We start from the raw sequence: 16,842 nt of genomic DNA on the forward strand, positions 1-16,842 counted from the left end.
GGTGAGAACGGATATGCAGAAAGACCCAAAGATTATCGTTGCGCTGGATTTTCCATCTGAGGAGCCGGCGCTGGCGTTAGTAGACTCCCTGAATCCGGAGTTGTGCCGCCTCAAGGTGGGCAAAGAGCTGTTTACCCGTTCCGGGCCTGCGCTGGTGAAAGCGTTGCAGTCCCGTGGTTTTGAGGTGTTTCTGGATCTCAAGTTTCACGATATTCCCAATACGACGTCGGCCGCAGTGGCTGCGGCGGCGGATCTTGGAGTGTGGATGGTGAATGTGCATGCTTCCGGCGGCGCCCGCATGATGGAAGCTTGTCGTGAGAGGCTTGAGTCCTTTGGTGCTGATCGCCCTTTGCTGATTGCCGTGACCGTGTTGACCAGCATGGGGGCGGACGACTTGCGGGGTATTGGGGTGACGGTATCCCCGGCTGAGCAGGTCTCCAGGCTTGCGGCGCTGACGGCTGAGTGCGGTCTGGATGGCGTCGTCTGTTCTGCTCAGGAGGCGCCGGTCCTGAAGCAGGAACGGGGTGATCGCTTTACCCTGGTCACACCTGGGATTCGACCGCTGACGGCCGCTAAAGGAGATCAGCAGCGCGTGATGACCCCTGTGGATGCGCTGGCGGCGGGTAGTGATTATCTGGTGATTGGTCGGCCAATCACGCAGGCTGATGACCCTCTGGCGGCTCTGGAAGCGATTCACCGGGAAATTGTTTCCCGTTAATTGAATTGTCAGACCCTGTCGGGCTTCTAAAGCCTGTGGCGCTCGGTCGTGCTTTTTGTTGGCGCGCCGGGCGCTTTTTTTTAGCGATTTGCCGGGGCCGTCTTTGCCTGATTTTCAGGCAAAAAAAAGCCGCTGTCTCAGTGAGTTAGCGGCTTTTCAAAATAGTGGCTCCCCGACCTGGGCTCGAACCAGGGACAAACGGATTAACAGTCCGTTGCTCTACCAACTGAGCTATCGGGGAACGTCGTCGTGTGACGAGGCGCGTATATTAAGGTCACTTACGCGCCTCGTCAACCCCTGATTTGCAGATTTATTTCAAAGCGTTCTGCAGGCGGGAAACGGCTTCTTTAAGGATGTCCATGCTGGTGGCAAAGCTGAGGCGCATATGGCCGGGAGCGCCAAAAGCCGAGCCAGGGACCAGGGCTACGCCAGCTTCTTGAAGCAGCTTTTCCGCCAGTTCTACATCATTGCTGACGCCGTCAGCGGCCTCGATAGCTTGGTGGAAGCTCGGGAAGACATAGAAAGTGCCATCGCCCTTCAGGCATTCAACGCCAGGCAGGGTGTTGAGTGCTTCTACCAGGTAGTCGTGACGCTCCTTGAAGGCCTTGACCATTTCGCCAACGCAGTCCTGGGAGCCGTCCAGCGCGGCCTGGGCCGCGGCCTGGGAGATCGACGCCGGGTTGGACGTGCTCTGGGACTGGATTTTCTTCATGGCGCCAATGACTTTGGCCGGACCTGCCGCGTATCCGATACGCCAGCCGGTCATGGAATAGGCCTTGGACACACCGTTCAGCACGAAGGTGCGGTCATACAGCTCTGGAGTGGCGTTCAGGATGTTGCAGAACGGTTGCCCGGTCCAGAGGATGGGTTCATACATGTCATCGGTGGCCACCATGACGTGCGGGTGCTTCTTGAGCACTTCGCCAAGAGCTTTTAGTTCGTCAAGGGTGTACGCCATGCCACTCGGGTTGGAGGGGCTGTTGATGACGAACAGGCGAGTGCGCTCGGTGATGGCCGCTTCAAGCTGTTCGGCGGTAATCTTGAAACGGGTGGCGGCTGAGGTTTCGATGACCACAGGCTTGCCTTCTGCAACCAGGACCATATCGGGGTAGGACACCCAGTAAGGCGCCGGGATGATGGCTTCATCACCTGGGTTCAGGATAGCCAGGGCGAGGTTGAAAAAGCTCTGCTTGCCGCCACTGGATACCAGAATCTGGTTGGCTTCGTAGTCAAGCCCGTTGTCGCGTTTGAACTTGTTGATGATGGCTTTCTTCAGAGCCGGGGTACCATCAACTGCAGTGTACTTGGTCTGACCGGTCTTGATCGCCTCAATAGCAGCGTTCTTGATATGATCCGGTGTATCGAAGTCAGGCTCCCCGGCACCCAGGCCAATAATGTCGTGGCCAGCGGCGCGAAGCTCGGCCGCCTTGTTGGTGACTGCGAGAGTGGGAGATGGCTTGATGGCCTGTACTCGGCTGGATAGTTGAAGGTCCAAACTTGCGCTCCTTGAAAGCTGCGTCTGAGATAGCGACGTCGGAGGTTGCCAGAGGAATTGGCGGGCCGACGCTAAACCCGCAGATGGTACCATGAAGCCTGGCCGAGGATAAGATGAACTGGCCGAACAAATGCAGGAAAACCGGAGGATAGAGCGCTACCATGGCAAAAGACCAGAACGACAGTCCCGATCGGGGGAACACCTTCAGGGTCAGTTCCGATTTTGAGCCTTCGGGAGACCAGCCCAAGGCCATTGCTGGTCTAGTGGATGGAATTGATTCGGGCCTTGCGCATCAAACACTCCTGGGTGTAACGGGCTCGGGCAAGACGTTTACCATTGCCAACGTGATCGAGCGTGTTCAGCGACCGACCATCATCATGGCGCACAACAAAACCCTGGCTGCCCAGCTCTATGGTGAGTTCCGCGAGTTCTTTCCGGACAACGCTGTGGAATATTTTGTTTCCTACTACGATTACTACCAGCCTGAGGCCTACGTGCCTTCGTCTGATACGTTTATCGAGAAGGATGCCTCGATCAACGAGCACATCGAACAAATGCGGTTGTCGGCAACCAAGGCGTTGCTGGAACGGCCGGACGCCATCATTGTTGCCACGGTGTCCGCCATCTACGGTCTTGGTGATCCTCAGTCCTACCTCAAGATGATGCTGCATATCGACCGCGGCGACCAGGTCGATCAGCGCTTTATACTTCGGCGGCTGGCCGAGCTCCAGTACACCCGCAACGACGTTGAATTCCATCGCGCCAACTATCGGGTGAGGGGGGATGTCATTGACGTCTTCCCAGCGGAATCTGAGCGTGAAGCCATTCGCATTGAGTTGTTCGACGATGAGGTCGAAAACCTCAGTTACTTCGACCCGCTGACCGGCGAAGTTCTGCGGCGGGTGCCCAGGGTTACCATCTATCCCAAGTCCCACTATGTGACACCGCGCCAGACAGTGCTCGATGCGGTTGACCAGATCAAGCTGGAGCTCGGTGAGCGGCTGGCTCAGTTGAGGGATAACAATCGCCTGGTGGAAGCCCAGCGGCTGGAAGAACGAACCCGCTATGATGTGGAGATGATGCTCGAGCTGGGCTATTGCAACGGCATCGAGAACTACTCCCGTTACCTGTCGGGTCGCCGCCCGGGTGAAGCTCCGCCCACGCTGTTTGATTACCTTCCCCCCAACGCCTTACTGGTGGTGGATGAGTCTCACGTCACGATTCCGCAGATAGGCGCAATGTATAAGGGCGACCGGTCCCGTAAGGAAACCCTGGTGGAGTATGGCTTCCGGTTGCCTTCGGCGCTTGATAACCGGCCGATGCGCTTTGACGAATGGGAGCGAATTGCGCCGCAGATGGTGTTTGTCTCTGCCACCCCCGGCGATTACGAAGCGCAGCATACCGGGCAGGTTGTGGAACAGGTGGTCCGGCCGACGGGGTTGCTGGATCCGGAAATCGAAGTGCGGCCGGCATCCACCCAGGTGGACGACCTGCTGTCCGAGATTCATGCGCGGGTGGCGGTGGACGAGCGTGTGCTGGTGACCACGCTCACCAAGCGAATGGCAGAGGATTTGACCGACTTCCTGCTTGACCATGATATCCGGGTTCGTTACCTGCACTCCGACATCGATACTGTTGAGCGGGTCGAGATTATCCGTGACCTGCGTCGCGGTGAATTTGATGTGCTGGTGGGCATTAACCTCTTGCGAGAAGGCCTGGATATGCCGGAAGTCTCCCTGGTTGCCATCCTCGATGCCGACAAGGAAGGGTTCCTGCGTTCAGAGCGCTCGTTAATCCAGACCATTGGCCGGGCTGCTCGGAACGTGAATGGCAAGGCGATTCTGTATGGCGATCGGATAACCGGCTCAATGCAACGGTCAATCGACGAAACCCAGCGGCGTCGGGCGAAGCAGCAGGCTCATAACGAGGAGCACGGTATTACGCCGAAAGGGCTCAACAAGAAGATTGCCGACATTATGGAAGGGGCGACCGGGTCTGCAGGGCGGGGTCGCCGCAAGCCGGAGCGTCCCGGTGAGCGAGCCGCGGAAGAAGCGGAGCACTACCGTGCCAAAGCACACGGCCATTCGCCGGAGCAGCTGCTCAAGGATATCTCGGAGCTGGAAGACAAAATGTACAAAGCGGCCTCGGAGCTGGACTTTGAAACCGCCGCACGCTTGCGTGATGAAATTGCCGAGCTGAAAGAGGCGGCGATCCGCACCGCCTGACGGCCTTCAGCCGGTGCGTCTCGGGCCGACAATCACGGCCGCTTTCAGGGGCGTGTTGCTGCCATAGCGTTGCATGCGTTCGAAGATCTGCCGGTCAACCGGCACGTACTGTTTGTCGGAGACGGTTTCCCCCTCGGCAACATCCACTTCCGGGTCATTGAGGTATACAAAGCGGTCATCCATTGCGGTGACCGTTACCCAATGGGGCACCCGACTCTGGTTCAATTGCCAGGTGCTGATCAGGATGACTGGAATCTTGCCGGCAGACAGTGCCTGTTGCATCTGCTGTAGCGTCAGGCTGTCGTGGCTCAGGTGTACCCCGGACTGTTCAATGTCATGTATGAACCCCTCATGGACCAGTTCCAGGACGCGTTTTTTGTTCTCATCACGCACGGTCTGTTGGAACAGGGGACCGCTGTGGCTGATAAACGCACTCACTTCAAAGCCGCGATGCCAGGCAGCCAACGCCAGGCCATGGGGACCGCATCCGCCATGACCGGCCAGCATAAAGATGGTGGTCGCTTCACGCCAGATCCGAAGCTCTTCCAAAGGGCTGAGCTCACTGTCCGGGCTCAGCGCAACCATTGCCATCATCAGCGCTGCCGGTCCACAGGTAAATTCGGTGGTTTGGGGGTAGTACGGCACGCTCGGGTAATCCCCGGATTTTTCGTAGAACAGGATGCGGCGCTCGAAACGCAGCGCGTCGCTGTGGTCCTCGTAGTAGTCGTTATAGGTGCCGAATTGGCGGTAACCCAGGCGCTGATAGAGACGGATGGCTGCCGTATTGTCCTTTCGGACTTCCAGCCGCATCACAATCCGGCCCGCCTTCCTGGCAACCGCTTCTGCTTCTTTGAGCAGTAACTCACCAATGCCCTGACCGCGAGCTTTTGGATCAACGCCAATGGAGTAGATTCTGGCCAAGCGTGTCGCGGCATGCATGAACACCAGGCAATAGCCCAACAACGCCCCTTGCTGCTCAGCGACCAACAGGCAGTCCCGGGGCATGCTGATAAACCGCCGAAAGCTTCTCCGGGAGATGCGGTCGATGGCGAACAGCTGGTTTTCCAGCGTCGTCAGGCGATCCAGGTCGGCCAGGGTGGCGGGGCGAATGAGAACATCAGCCATAGGCGGAACTCTTAATGGGTTGGCTAGCGGGAGGCATGGCCGGAACAGTGGAGAGTACGGCCATTTCTGGGCGCCTTGACTGTTGATTATCAACCAGTAAGCGCCTCTTCGACAGCATAATCGGATGCGTAAAAACACCCATCGTCAGACTATTGTCGCTGCACGGTCCAAGGCGTATTGTTGCGGCTTCGGCCGAGCGTTCGCGAGGCCTCCGGCACAGACCTCAGGGAGGGGCTGCCACCGTGTCAAAGCTACTGATTGTTGTCGATCAGCCCACCGACTGGGCACCGTTTTTTCCAAGTGATGATGTCCAGACGTTTGAGCAATATCTGAACGGCACGCAACGGGATCATACCCGCACGCGAGTGATCAACCTGTGCCAAAGTGCCCGCTACCTCAGCCGTGGTTACTATTGCTCATTGCTGGCAGAAGCCCGGGGGCATCATGTTATGCCTTCTGTCGCCACCCTCAATGATCTCAGTCGTAAGGGCCTGTTTTCCCTGGAGCTCAGTGAGTTGGACTCCGAAGCGTTGACCTGGCTGGATCAGGCGGCGGAGCAGCGGGGCAGTGGGGGCAAGCTGATCCTGAGGACCTACTTCGGGCAGGCGGAGGCGCCAGAGCTTAAACGGGTTGCCCGGAGTCTGTTTGAGCGGTTCCCATGCCCAATCCTGGAAGTGCAGTTCAAGCATCGCCGCAGCTGGCAGATTGAATCGATGAAGCCGGTGTCGCCTGTTGAACTCAGCGAATCGGAACAGGATGCGTTTGCCGAAGCGCTGGATCGCTTCAGTAGCATTGTCTGGCGTAAGCCCAAGGGACGCCGCCGCTATCGTTTTGATTTGGCCATGCTGGTGAACCCTGATGAAGCGCTGCCGCCGAGCAATAAGGTTGCGCTCGCGCGTTTCATCAAGGCCGGAAGCAAACTGGGTATTAATGTTGAGCAGGTGACAAAGCGTGATTACGCACGCCTGCCTGAATACGATGGGCTCTTCATCCGGGAAACCACGGCCATTGACCACCACACCTATCGATTTGCCCGCAAGGCCGAAGCGGAGGGGTTGGTGGTCATTGATGACCCGGCCTCGATACTGCGTTGTACCAATAAGGTGTTCCTGGCAGACCTGCTCAGTAACAACAGGGTTCCCACACCCACAACGCTGATCCTGTCGCGGGACCAGAAAGACAGCATTGAGCAGGTGGTCAGCACCATCGGTTTCCCGGTGGTGGTGAAGATTCCCGATGGGGCGTTTTCCCGCGGCATTAGCCGTGCGGAAAATAAGGCGGAACTCAGGGAAGCGCTGACGAAGTTGTTTCGCCAGTCTGCCCTGGTTCTGGCTCAGGAGTATCTCTACACAGACTACGACTGGCGTATCGGTGTGCTGGGTGGGCGGGCCATTTATGCCTGTAAGTACTACATGGTCAAGGGGCACTGGCAGATCTACCAGCATGGCGGGGGTTCAGAGGTAAGCAGCGGTGGCTTTGAAACCATGCCGACTTACGAAGTGCCCCGAAAAGTCATACAGGCCGCCCTTAATGCGACGCGGCTGATTGGTAATGGTCTTTACGGTGTGGATATCAAACAGTCTGGTCAGCGGATTGCGGTGATCGAAGTGAATGACAACCCCAGCATTGATGCCGGGGTCGAAGACAAGTTTCTTGGCGGTGAGCTCTATACCTTGGTGATGCAGGAGTTCTTGGCCCGGATGGAGGAGAAGCGGCGCCGTTAAGGCGCCTCAGACAGGCTCCCCGTGCCAGATCCGGAGGCTTCCAAACCACGGCTGGGGTTCCAGGAAGCCTTTCAGCTCCTTGAGCTGGTCATGGTGTCCCGACAGGAACGGCTCGTCCAGAAACAGTTCGAGGTGAATCTTGTTGCGCAAATAATGGAGCCTGAGCTTGCCGTGGGGTAGGGGAATGCCTAGTTTCTCTTCGAGCAGGGTGTTGAGCTCCTGGCGCTTTGGCAGGCTCAGGCTTGTTGGCTCGAGTTCGTCGTCATTTTCGGGGTCAATGTGGAAGTTGATATACGCGATGTCGTCCAGAGTCTCCCGCATCCGATCAACCACGTGCATGCCAATCTGGTGTCCCTCGGACACACTGATGTTGGGGCTGACCACCAGGTGAACATCAAGGAGGATGTCTGGGCCCATCTTCCGGGTACGGAGCTCATGGACATTGTGCACGCCATCGGTTTCACGGGCGATGGCTTTAAGCCGCTCAATCTCCTCGGCAGGTATGCCGGTATCCACCAGCTCCTTGACGCTGCTCCAGGTAAAGTTCCAGCCCACGTGTCCGACAATGACGGCGATGACCACGGCAGCCAAGGCGTCAAGCCACACGAACCCCAGCATGGCGCCGATGGTCGAGACCAGTACGATCACCGATGAAAACGCATCGGTCCGGCTGTGCCAGGCGTTGGCGATGATCAGCTCAGAGCGTATTCTTTCCCCGGCACGTCGGGTGTACCGAAAGATCCACTCTTTCCCTACGATGGAGAGCAGGGCGGCGACCAATATCGGCCACTCCGGCAGGGGGGCGTCGGATGAGCCAAACAGGCGCTCCAGGTTGTCCCAGGCCAGAGCGGCGCCCACCGCGATCAGGGTGGAGCCCAGCAGCATCGTGCCGAACGTTTCGATGCGCTGGTGGCCATATGGGTGTTCCTGGTCGGGGGCCCGCCTTGAAGCCTTCATGACGGCGAGTACGATCAGGTCCGAGAATGCGTCCGACAGTGAGTGGATACCGTCGACAAACAGCGCTTGGGAAAAGAAGAGCAGGCCACCCACGCACTTGAGGATGCCCAGGGCAATATCGAGAATCATGCCAATGACGGTAACCCGGGTGGCAATTTGAGCGGCCTGGGCGTGAGGGTCGATATCTTTGTTCTGGGGTGCCGTATCAGACATGTTTGAGGCAATCTCCGGGATGTTCGAGACCAATGTAAGAAATGATGCAGGCGTCAATTTTATTCACATCAAGGCTTGACATTAATAATGTAACAATTGATTACATTCTGCTGATTCAGTGCAGTAAATGCACCTTATTTTTCCCAATATCAGCAAGTTACAACTGGTCAAAAAATGATCAATTTGTAGACTGGCGCATTCCACAAGGGATAGCCAATTATCTCGACGGATTTTCAACAGGGTTATCCACAGAAACCGTGGAAAACATCACAAGACCTTAATGATTTGGTCATTTCAGTGTCATTCAGCTGGTGCAGGCGCGGCTGTGGAAAACTTTCTGTATACTGCGCCCGAACCCCAGTTCTGCGAGGAAGATTACCATGTACGGTTTGGCCCGTAACCTGCTGTTTCGACTGCCACCTGAGCAATCCCATAACCTGGCGCTGTCCGGCCTTGATCTGGCGCACAAGCTGGGGCTGCTAAAGGCATTTGTAAAAGGTGTTGAGCCATTGCCCGTGGAGGTTATGGGGCTTAAGTTTCCTAATCCGGTGGGTTTGGCGGCCGGACTGGACAAGAATGCTGATCATGTCGACGCGCTCGGTGCGCTGGGGTTTGGTTTTGTCGAGGTGGGGACGGTCACGCCACTGGCGCAGCCTGGTAACCCTATGCCTCGGCTGTTCCGGTTGCCGGAGCATCAGGCCATTATCAATCGCATGGGGTTCAACAACGAAGGTCTGGACCACCTTTTGAGGCAGGTGGAGCGCTCGACGTTCCAGGGAGTCCTTGGGATCAACGTTGGCAAGAATAAGGCGACGCCAGAGGAAGATGCGGACAGTGATTACCGTAAGGGGATTGCCGCCGTGTACAGTCACGCCAACTACATTACGGTCAATGTGTCGTCGCCCAATACGCCGGGACTGCGAAACCTGCAGTTTGGCGATGCCCTGAAAAATCTGCTGGCTTCTATCAAAGAGGAGCAGCGTATTCAGCATGAGCGGCAGGGTAAGTACGTGCCCATTGCGGTAAAGATTGCGCCGGATATGGATGATGACGGTATTCGATTCATTGCCGAGGCGCTGAAGCAGGCGGGCATGGACGGGGTGATTGCCACCAATACCACCATCTCCCGGGATGCGGTCGCCGGACATCCGTTGGCCAACGAGGCAGGTGGGTTGAGTGGTGCGCCGGTGCGGGGGCCGTCTTTGCGGGTAATCGAAGGTTTGTATGCGGAGCTGGGTGAGTCGCTGCCCATCATCGGGGTTGGGGGCATTGCTGACGGCACATCGGCTGTGGAAAAAATTCGCGCAGGAGCGAAGCTGGTACAGGTCTATACCGGATTCATCTACCGTGGTCCGGCCTTGATTTCAGAAGCGGTGGAGGCCATTCGCCACTACTCACTATCACAGCCAAAGTGAGGGTGGGGGGAGATGGTGCTGTTTTGCAAAATGGGTGAGGTTAAAAAAAGGTGGGCCCGCTAAGCGGGCCCGTGCGGGGAACAAACCCCGTGGCGTTTTCTTCTTGGTTTGGTACGGGTCGGAGGGACCCGTCTGGGTTTTAGCTTGCTTTCACGTCAATTGTATTTTAACGCTTCCTCTCGGTTGCCGTTAAAGATTCAGAATAAGTAACCAGGGGCCCTGGTTAACGGAGATCAGGCTGTGACATTTGCCAACTTGTGTATGCCTGATACGCCGGTCATGCCCTCCCAATGATCTGTTCGGCCTTCGCGCCACCCATTGAGCCATTCCTGGCGAACTTCCTGTTGATCCAATGGACAGCTATCTTTTGACTTTCCGGACACGCCGGCCAAGTAACCCCGCTTGTACGCACGAGCATACATATCTCTTTTCTGTCTCTTCATGCCGTTCCTCACCTATGGATTTAAAGAACCAGCGTGTGCACACCTGTTCTGGTGGGCTTTAACGGGACTGCAACGAGTATGTTGAGAGCGTGCTCGCCCCTCCTTGCCTCTACCAGAACAGTCAGGACCCTGAAAATTGAAGCACTTGAGGCTTCACTAAAATGACGCGTCAGTTACAAGGTAAGATGAATCCGTGGTCGCTGTACACTAATTATTTCATCTATGTGGCGCGTTCTTTATATTTGTGTGAAATAACGCTCACTCGGGTACCATTGCGCCCGGAAGGCGGTGGTCGTTGCAGTAAAGCCTTCTGTCAGCCACACTTTCACGGCATTCCCATCTTATGAGTGTGTTTTCCAACCTTGAAGTTAACGCCTTTATTTAACAGGAGTTTTCCCTTGTCCGACCTTATGTTTTATGTCACTTGTCCGAAGGGTATCGAGTACCTGCTGGTGGATGAGTTGCAGAGCTTTGGCCTTGAGCTTGTGCGCCAGGGGCCGGCAGGGGCCTGGGTTGAAGGCAGTCTGGAGGCTGGTTACCGTGCCTGCCTTTGGTCCCGACTGGCCAACCGGGTCATCCTTCATCTCGCAGATGTCGAGGCCACCAGCGCGGATGCTCTGTACGATGGCGTGCACCAGCTCGACTGGACCGGGCATGTGCCGGCCAAGGGTAGCTTCAAGGTAACGTTCTCGGGCCAAAACGAAGTCATCCGTAATACCCAGTTCGGCGCCCAGCGTGTTAAGGATGCGGTGGTTGACCAGCTCAGGAACGCCACTGGAGAGCGTCCTTCTGTGGACTCAAAGTCACCGGACGTTGTGGTGTCTGCGCGGTTGCACCGTGGCAAGTTGGCACTGGGAATCGACCTGAGCGGGGAAAGCCTGCACAAGCGGGGCTACCGGACTGAAAAAGGCGTTGCGCCATTGAAGGAGAACTTGGCAGCCGCGCTGCTGCTGCGTTCTGGCTGGCCGGAAATTGCCGGTGCCAGCGGACATTTTATTGATCCCATGTGCGGCTCCGGCACACTCGTGATTGAGGCCGCGTTGATGGCTCTGGACATCGCCCCGGGGCGGCAGCGGCAGCGCTTTGGCTTTGAACGATGGCCGGGGCACCAGGCGGAACTCTGGCTGTCGCTGCGGCAGGAGGCCGAGCGTCGGGCCCATGAGGGCCGACAGAACGCAACCTTGAAGGTGGCGGGGTTTGATCAGGACAGCAGGGTTATTGCCACGGCCTGGCGCAACATTCAGCGGGCGGGCCTGGATGGCGTGGTCCATGTCGAGTGCCGGACTATTCAAGAGTTCAGTCTCGATGGTGAGTGGGCAACGCGTGGCCTGGTGTTGACCAACCCACCCTATGGCGAGCGCCTCAGTGAGCGCCGAGAGTTGGCTGGGCTCTATAGCGCCCTGGGCGATGCGGTCCGGACATATCTGGATGGCTGGCGGCTGGCGGTGTTCACCGGTGCGCCGGAGTACTGCAAGTCCATCGGTCTGCGGAGCTATAAACAGTACCGCCTGTTTAACGGCAAGTTGCCGGCCCAGCTGCTGCTGTTTGAAGTGGACGCCGCCAATGCCATGACACCGAGAGATCCGGATAAAGCCGGGGAAGTGTTGCCTCGCATTGCCAATGAGCAACGCGCGGAAATGCTGGCCAATCGTTTGAAAAAGAACCTCAAGACCATTGGCCAGTGGGCAAAAAAGCAGAACATTGAATGTTACCGGCTGTACGATGCGGATATGCCCGAGTTTGCCTTGGCCATCGACATTTATGACGGCCGGGTGCATGTACAGGAGTACGCTCCCCCGAAATCCATTGATGTCCGCGCTGCCCGCGAACGCCTGGCGGAAGCCATGGCGGTGATTCCTGAGGTGCTGCAGGTCGATCCGGCCGATCTGGTTTGTAAGCAGCGGACGCGCCAAAGCGGTGCTAGCCAGTATGAGAAGCAGGCGGTCTCAGGCGAATTCTTCACCGTGCATGAGCATGGCTGTGCGTTGCGGGTGAACCTGAAGGACTATCTGGACACCGGGTTGTTTCTGGACCACCGTCCGGTTCGGCACTGGATTCAGCAGCATGCGGCGGGACAACGCTTCCTGAACCTGTTCTGCTATACCGGGGCAGCGACGGTGCATGCCGCCGTTGGTGGCGCATCCCGTTCGCTCAGTCTGGATATGTCTAAAACCTATGTGAACTGGGCAAGGGACAACCTGACGCTGAATGGTCAGTCGCTGGATAAACACCGGGTGGAGCAGGCGGACTGTCTGAAATGGCTGGCAGCGACTCCGACCGCTGACCAGCGCTTCGATCTGATTTTCATGGATCCCCCGACGTTCTCGAACTCAGCCCGGATGGCCAATGTGCTGGATATCCAGCGAGACCACGCCACGCTCATTCGACAGGCCATGGCGCGGCTGGTCGCTGATGGGTTGCTTATTTTTTCCAACAACTTCCGGCGGTTCAGGCTGGATGCAGAGCTGGAGGAAGCGTTCGAGGTACGGGAAGTCAGCCGCTCAACCATTGACCGGGACTTTCAGCGCAACGAGAAAATCCACCGCTGCTGGCACATTCGTCACCGGGCCTGATTGCAGGCCCGGCCGGGCAATCGTGAGGGGTTAAAACTCGTAACGCAGGCCGCTTGAGAACTGAAAGGTGTTGGCATTGGTGCCGGTATCCTTGAACAGGCGGCCACCCTCCAGAACCACGTAGGCGTTGTTGAACAGCTCCATGTCCAGGCCTACGATCCAGCTGATACTGAAGGCGCTCTCCGGGTATTCGCCAACCAGCTCCTCGTAGGGTGTCGCCCGATCCGGGTCATCGGCAATGGCCTGACCTTCCTGGGTGAGCCTGGCGCGGCCGTGAATGTTGGAAAAGCCAGCCTGGCCATAGATGTTGGCATAGTCGGTTAGCGGGTAATGCAGACCCATATACCAGCTTTCAAAATGGTCTATGTTGAGGTTAAGCAGGCCGTCGACGGTGCCCTCGCTGATCCCTGCGCCAACGCGTACCTCGGCATGGAACAGATCGGTAATGTGACCGCCAAATACCAGGGTGCCGGCATTGCTCCAGGTTGCCTCAACGGTGTCCTCGCCTACGGAGCGGTGGTTAAGCGCCGTTGCCAGTACGCCCACATAGTACAGGTCTTCCCGAGAGGTGGATTCTTGTGCCTGGCTGGCAAGAGGGAGGGCTGCCAGAAGGGCCAGCGGGGCAGAGCAGCATACTCGCAACAGCTTATTCATTATTGTGTTGGTTCCTGGTAGATCCACAATTTCAGGCCGATTTTGCCTACTGTAACGGATTGTTACGTCGATCCAGGTCACAAATCGGCCAGGGTGGGGCCAGGCTGGGTGGAAATGGCCTACAGGTCTGTTAGGCCTTCCTCCTGGGCTAGCATGAGCAGGGCATAGACGCCGTTTTCCGGCAATTGAGGGTCCAGTCCATTGCTGAACAGCAGCTCGCGGCGGCGGTCTTCAAGGGTATCGGAGTCGAGACCGGAGATCAGTTCGTCAATGGTTGCCAGCTCGAACGGCGCTTCCATGTCAACGGCACTGAAGATTCGGTCTACCAGGATTTCGTCCGGGTCGAGGCCGTCGGTGTAGACGGTCTGATCGGGCAGGTCCTCGTGCAGGGCGCGGGCCAGTTCAATCAGTGGCACGCCTTGCTCATGCAGGTACTGGAGGTCAATGTCGGGCAGGTGGCCATCGTCAGGCAGCCATTCATCGTCCGGCGCGATCACAACGGTCTTCATGCGGCCATCTGCCAGTGACCAGGCGATAGCTGTCGGGAACAGGACGTCGTCGGTCTGACAGTATTCAATGTCGAGAAAATGAGGAATGGGCACGGGGCGCTCCTGCCAAACAAAAACAGCGGCGTCAGTGAGCCTGCTGTTTAGTCATTATTGGGAAACGTGGCATCATGCCATACTGTTTAACGGTTTTTTAGTCTGATTAGGGCCTCCATGGAACACGTTGATTTTAACCGCAACCTGCTTTTTTTCCTTCTCAAGTCGCCGACCCCTTGGCACGCCGTCTCAGAAATGACGCGAATGCTGGACGATGCTGGCTTTCAGGCGCTCGATGAGCGTGAGCCTTGGCAGCTGGAGTCCGGCCGTGGCTATTATGTGGTCCGCAATGGGTCTTCGCTGGTGGCGTTCAGGACGGGGATGAAGACCCCTGTCGATAGTGGTATTCGTATGGTGGGGGCGCATTCCGATAGCCCATGCCTGAAAGTGAAACCCAACCCGGAGCTTCGCCGAAAAGGGTATTTCCAGGTTGGTGTGGAGATGTATGGCGGGGTCCTGCTGAACCCCTGGTTTGACCGGGACCTGTCATTGGCCGGTCGAGTGACGGCGGTTGATGGCAATGGTGAGGTGCAGGACCTGCTGGTGGACTTCCGCCGGGCGATTGGCTTTATCCCCAGCCTGGCCATTCACCTCGACCGGGAGGCCAACAACAGCCGTACGGTGAACCCTCAGACGGATTTGCCGCCGGTGCTGATGCAGGTGCCTGAGGGCGACGACACGACCTTTAATGATCTGGTGCTTCAGCAAATCCATAAAGAGCACCCCGATGCGGGCGTCACCAAGGTTCTGGGGTATGAGTTGAGCTTCTACGACGCCCAGCCCCCGGCGTTTGTCGGCCTCAACGAAGAGTTTCTGGCGTCGGCGCGGCTCGACAATCTGCTGAGCTGCTACGTTGGACTGAGGTCCCTGATCGACAGCGAGGGCGATGAGCCGGCGCTGTTTGTCTGCAACGACCACGAAGAAGTTGGCAGCCTGAGTGCGGAAGGTGCCCAGGGGCCCTTCCTTAGCTCAGTTCTGGACCGCTGGTGTGGCATGGAAGATCGTGCCCGTGTCATTACCCGTTCGATGATGATTTCGGCAGACAATGCCCACGGGATTCATCCCAACTATATGGATCGCCATGATGAAAATCATGGTCCGATCATCAACAAGGGACCGGTGATCAAGGTCAATCACAACCAGCGATATGCCACGAACAGCCGTTCGGCAGCGCTATATCGCCATCTCAGTGATGAGCTCGGCTTGTCGCACCAGACCTTTGTGGTCCGTAGCGATATGGGGTGCGGTAGCACCATCGGCCCGATTACCGCCGGGATGCTGGGCGTGACCACGTTGGACATCGGCGTGCCTCAGTGGGGGATGCACTCAATTCGGGAGTTGGCGGGAACCCGGGACAGTTTTATTCTGTATCAGGTGATGAAGGAATTTATGCGTCAGGCCTCGGTTAACTGAGGCCTGCGGGCATAAAAAAAGCCGCTGTTGAAACAGCGGCTTTTAGGAATAAGTGGCTCCCCGACCTGGGCTCGAACCAGGGACAAACGGATTAACAGTCCGTTGCTCTACCAACTGAGCTATCGGGGAACAGCATCAATGAGGCGCGCATCATAAGAGCTTTAATTCCGTAGGTCAACCCTTTGAATTTATAAGCGTCTAAATTTTGATGTTAAGGCATAAAAAATGCACAAATCTGGTGTGCGGATTGAATAACGCAGGTGAGAGTATGAGTCAGTACGCATCCGACCCCCATCCACTTCCTGCCGGAGCGCTGCGGGATGTTCAACACTACCGGCCACCGGGTTGGCTTCGCAGTGGTCACCTGCAGTCGGTGTGGCCGACGTTGTTTCGTCGTATCCAATTTCCGGAACCTGGCCGTGAAATTCTCCCGACCCCTGACAGTGATGAGCTTCACCTGGACTGGTATGAGCGTGGTCATGACCGGGTGGCCATTCTGTCCCACGGCCTCGAAGGGCACAGCCGACGGCCTTACATTCTTGGTCTGACGCGTGCCCTGCTCACCGCTGGGTGGGACGTCCTGGCCTGGAATTTCCGTTCCTGCGGTGGCGTCATGAATCGTCAGCCACGTTTCTACCACAGTGGGGCCACGGAGGATCTGGCCCACGTGGTTAACCACGTTCTCAAGCGGCGCTACCGGGATGTGGTTCTCTCGGGGTTTAGCATGGGGGGAAACCTGACCATGCTCTATCTTGGGCAGCAGGGCTCAGAAGTCGATGCCCGTATCCGTGGGGCGGTGACCTTTTCCGTGCCCTGCGATCTGGCAGGCAGTGCCCGTGTACTGGCCAAGCCTTCACGGAAGATCTACATGCAGCGTTTTCTCAGTGACTTGCACCGCAAGATGGAAGTGAAGTCCAGACTGTTTCCTGGTGTGATTGACGTGCAGGGCTTCGCTGAGATCCGTTCGTTTCAAGAGTTTGATGACCGCTACACAGCACCCCTCCATGGATTCAGGGACGCCGAAGACTATTGGGCACAAAGCTCCTGCCTGGGTAGGCTCAAGGATATCTGCGTGCCCTCCCTGATGGTCAATGCCAAGGACGACCCGTTCCTGTCCGAGCAGTGCTTTCCGGATAACCCGGAGGTCCTGGGTCAATGCGTAACCCTGGAAGCGCCACGTTGGGGCGGGCATGTCGGTTTTGTGGAGCATGCCCGTGACGGCTACTACTGGTCGGAGCGTCGTGCGGTGGCGTTTCTCGATAGCCTGCGATGACCGCGGCCCCGA

13 protein-coding genes and 2 tRNA genes are annotated in these 16,842 nt (G+C 57.2%); 7 read left to right on the plus strand and 8 right to left on the minus strand.

Annotation, left to right across the window (positions count from 1 at the left end):
• Positions 1 to 13 precede the first annotated feature (13 nt).
• Positions 14 to 718, plus strand: a complete 705-nt coding sequence (gene pyrF / locus BMZ67_RS08360; protein WP_092021557.1) for an orotidine-5'-phosphate decarboxylase — start codon at positions 14 to 16, stop codon at positions 716 to 718.
• Positions 719 to 883: 165 nt separating this feature from the next.
• Here the strand turns inward: pyrF and BMZ67_RS08365 are convergent.
• Both BMZ67_RS08365 and BMZ67_RS08370 read right to left on the minus strand, forming a co-directional pair.
• Positions 884 to 959, minus strand: a tRNA-Asn gene (locus tag BMZ67_RS08365).
• Positions 960 to 1,028: 69 nt separating this feature from the next.
• Positions 1,029 to 2,213: a pyridoxal phosphate-dependent aminotransferase gene (locus tag BMZ67_RS08370; RefSeq protein WP_092021559.1), complete on the minus strand. Its 1,185-nt coding sequence runs from the start codon at positions 2,211 to 2,213 to the stop codon at positions 1,029 to 1,031.
• 161 nt (positions 2,214 to 2,374) lie between these two features.
• Between BMZ67_RS08370 and uvrB the strand changes: the two genes are divergently transcribed.
• Positions 2,375 to 4,438: an excinuclease ABC subunit UvrB gene (gene uvrB / locus BMZ67_RS08375; RefSeq protein ID WP_092021561.1), complete on the plus strand. Its 2,064-nt coding sequence runs from the start codon at positions 2,375 to 2,377 to the stop codon at positions 4,436 to 4,438.
• Between the two features lie 6 nt (positions 4,439 to 4,444).
• On the opposite strand, the gene rimI is transcribed toward uvrB, so the two are convergent.
• Positions 4,445 to 5,563 (minus strand): ribosomal protein S18-alanine N-acetyltransferase, encoded by a 1,119-nt coding sequence (rimI, locus tag BMZ67_RS08380; RefSeq protein ID WP_092021563.1) that lies wholly within the window; start codon positions 5,561 to 5,563, stop codon positions 4,445 to 4,447.
• A 242-nt stretch (positions 5,564 to 5,805) separates the two neighbouring features.
• Between rimI and BMZ67_RS08385 the strand changes: the two genes are divergently transcribed.
• The gene (locus BMZ67_RS08385; protein ID WP_092021565.1) at positions 5,806 to 7,287 is read left to right on the plus strand and encodes a RimK family protein; all 1,482 of its coding nucleotides are present in this window, start codon (positions 5,806 to 5,808) and stop codon (positions 7,285 to 7,287) included.
• A gap of 6 nt (positions 7,288 to 7,293) precedes the next feature.
• Here BMZ67_RS08385 and BMZ67_RS08390 read toward each other — a convergent pair whose 3' ends face one another.
• Positions 7,294 to 8,457: a cation diffusion facilitator family transporter gene (locus BMZ67_RS08390; RefSeq protein ID WP_092021567.1), complete on the minus strand. Its 1,164-nt coding sequence runs from the start codon at positions 8,455 to 8,457 to the stop codon at positions 7,294 to 7,296.
• Between the two features lie 380 nt (positions 8,458 to 8,837).
• On the opposite strand from BMZ67_RS08390, the gene BMZ67_RS08395 reads away from it, so the two are divergent.
• Positions 8,838 to 9,872 carry a quinone-dependent dihydroorotate dehydrogenase gene (locus BMZ67_RS08395; protein WP_092021569.1) on the plus strand — a complete coding sequence of 345 codons (1,035 nt, stop codon included), beginning with the start codon at positions 8,838 to 8,840 and terminating at the stop codon, positions 9,870 to 9,872.
• Between the two features lie 233 nt (positions 9,873 to 10,105).
• Here BMZ67_RS08395 and rmf read toward each other — a convergent pair whose 3' ends face one another.
• Positions 10,106 to 10,315 (minus strand): ribosome modulation factor, encoded by a 210-nt coding sequence (gene rmf, locus BMZ67_RS08400; protein ID WP_092021571.1) that lies wholly within the window; start codon positions 10,313 to 10,315, stop codon positions 10,106 to 10,108.
• A gap of 410 nt (positions 10,316 to 10,725) precedes the next feature.
• Here rmf and rlmKL point away from each other — a divergent pair, with 410 nt between their 5' ends.
• Complete coding sequence (rlmKL, locus tag BMZ67_RS08405) at positions 10,726 to 12,888, plus strand: bifunctional 23S rRNA (guanine(2069)-N(7))-methyltransferase RlmK/23S rRNA (guanine(2445)-N(2))-methyltransferase RlmL (protein ID WP_425434236.1); 2,163 nt, start codon at positions 10,726 to 10,728, stop codon at positions 12,886 to 12,888.
• A gap of 30 nt (positions 12,889 to 12,918) precedes the next feature.
• Here the strand turns inward: rlmKL and BMZ67_RS08410 are convergent, their stop codons facing one another.
• Both BMZ67_RS08410 and BMZ67_RS08415 read right to left on the minus strand, forming a co-directional pair.
• On the minus strand, positions 12,919 to 13,542 hold the full coding sequence (locus BMZ67_RS08410; RefSeq protein WP_092021575.1) for an outer membrane beta-barrel protein: 624 nt from the start codon (positions 13,540 to 13,542) through the stop codon (positions 12,919 to 12,921).
• A gap of 119 nt (positions 13,543 to 13,661) precedes the next feature.
• Complete coding sequence (locus BMZ67_RS08415) at positions 13,662 to 14,144, minus strand: hypothetical protein (RefSeq protein WP_092021577.1); 483 nt, start codon at positions 14,142 to 14,144, stop codon at positions 13,662 to 13,664.
• Positions 14,145 to 14,261: 117 nt separating this feature from the next.
• Here BMZ67_RS08415 and BMZ67_RS08420 point away from each other — a divergent pair, with 117 nt between their 5' ends.
• Positions 14,262 to 15,557: a M18 family aminopeptidase gene (locus tag BMZ67_RS08420; RefSeq protein ID WP_092021579.1), complete on the plus strand. Its 1,296-nt coding sequence runs from the start codon at positions 14,262 to 14,264 to the stop codon at positions 15,555 to 15,557.
• Between the two features lie 53 nt (positions 15,558 to 15,610).
• On the opposite strand, the gene BMZ67_RS08425 is transcribed toward BMZ67_RS08420, so the two are convergent.
• Positions 15,611 to 15,686: transfer RNA gene (locus tag BMZ67_RS08425), tRNA-Asn, on the minus strand.
• Positions 15,687 to 15,825: 139 nt separating this feature from the next.
• Here BMZ67_RS08425 and BMZ67_RS08430 point away from each other — a divergent pair.
• Complete coding sequence (locus tag BMZ67_RS08430; RefSeq protein WP_092021581.1) at positions 15,826 to 16,830, plus strand: YheT family hydrolase; 1,005 nt, start codon at positions 15,826 to 15,828, stop codon at positions 16,828 to 16,830.
• Positions 16,831 to 16,842: the final 12 nt, after the last annotated feature.

The sequence above is a fragment of the Marinobacter zhejiangensis genome, from assembly GCF_900114775.1.
Classification (GTDB): Bacteria; Pseudomonadota; Gammaproteobacteria; order Pseudomonadales; family Oleiphilaceae; genus Marinobacter; species Marinobacter zhejiangensis.

Coding starts and splice junctions, on each gene's coding strand:
- BMZ67_RS08430 (WP_092021581.1), top strand. CDS start 15,826: ATGAGTCAGTACGCATCCGACCCCCATCCACTTCCTGCCGGAGCGCTG.
- BMZ67_RS08410 (WP_092021575.1), bottom strand. CDS start 13,542: ATGAATAAGCTGTTGCGAGTATGCTGCTCTGCCCCGCTGGCCCTTCTG.
- pyrF (WP_092021557.1), top strand. CDS start 14: ATGCAGAAAGACCCAAAGATTATCGTTGCGCTGGATTTTCCATCTGAG.
- rimI (WP_092021563.1), bottom strand. CDS start 5,563: ATGGCTGATGTTCTCATTCGCCCCGCCACCCTGGCCGACCTGGATCGC.
- BMZ67_RS08395 (WP_092021569.1), top strand. CDS start 8,838: ATGTACGGTTTGGCCCGTAACCTGCTGTTTCGACTGCCACCTGAGCAA.
- BMZ67_RS08420 (WP_092021579.1), top strand. CDS start 14,262: ATGGAACACGTTGATTTTAACCGCAACCTGCTTTTTTTCCTTCTCAAG.
- rlmKL (WP_425434236.1), top strand. CDS start 10,726: ATGTTTTATGTCACTTGTCCGAAGGGTATCGAGTACCTGCTGGTGGAT.
- BMZ67_RS08390 (WP_092021567.1), bottom strand. CDS start 8,457: ATGTCTGATACGGCACCCCAGAACAAAGATATCGACCCTCACGCCCAG.
- rmf (WP_092021571.1), bottom strand. CDS start 10,315: ATGAAGAGACAGAAAAGAGATATGTATGCTCGTGCGTACAAGCGGGGT.
- uvrB (WP_092021561.1), top strand. CDS start 2,375: ATGGCAAAAGACCAGAACGACAGTCCCGATCGGGGGAACACCTTCAGG.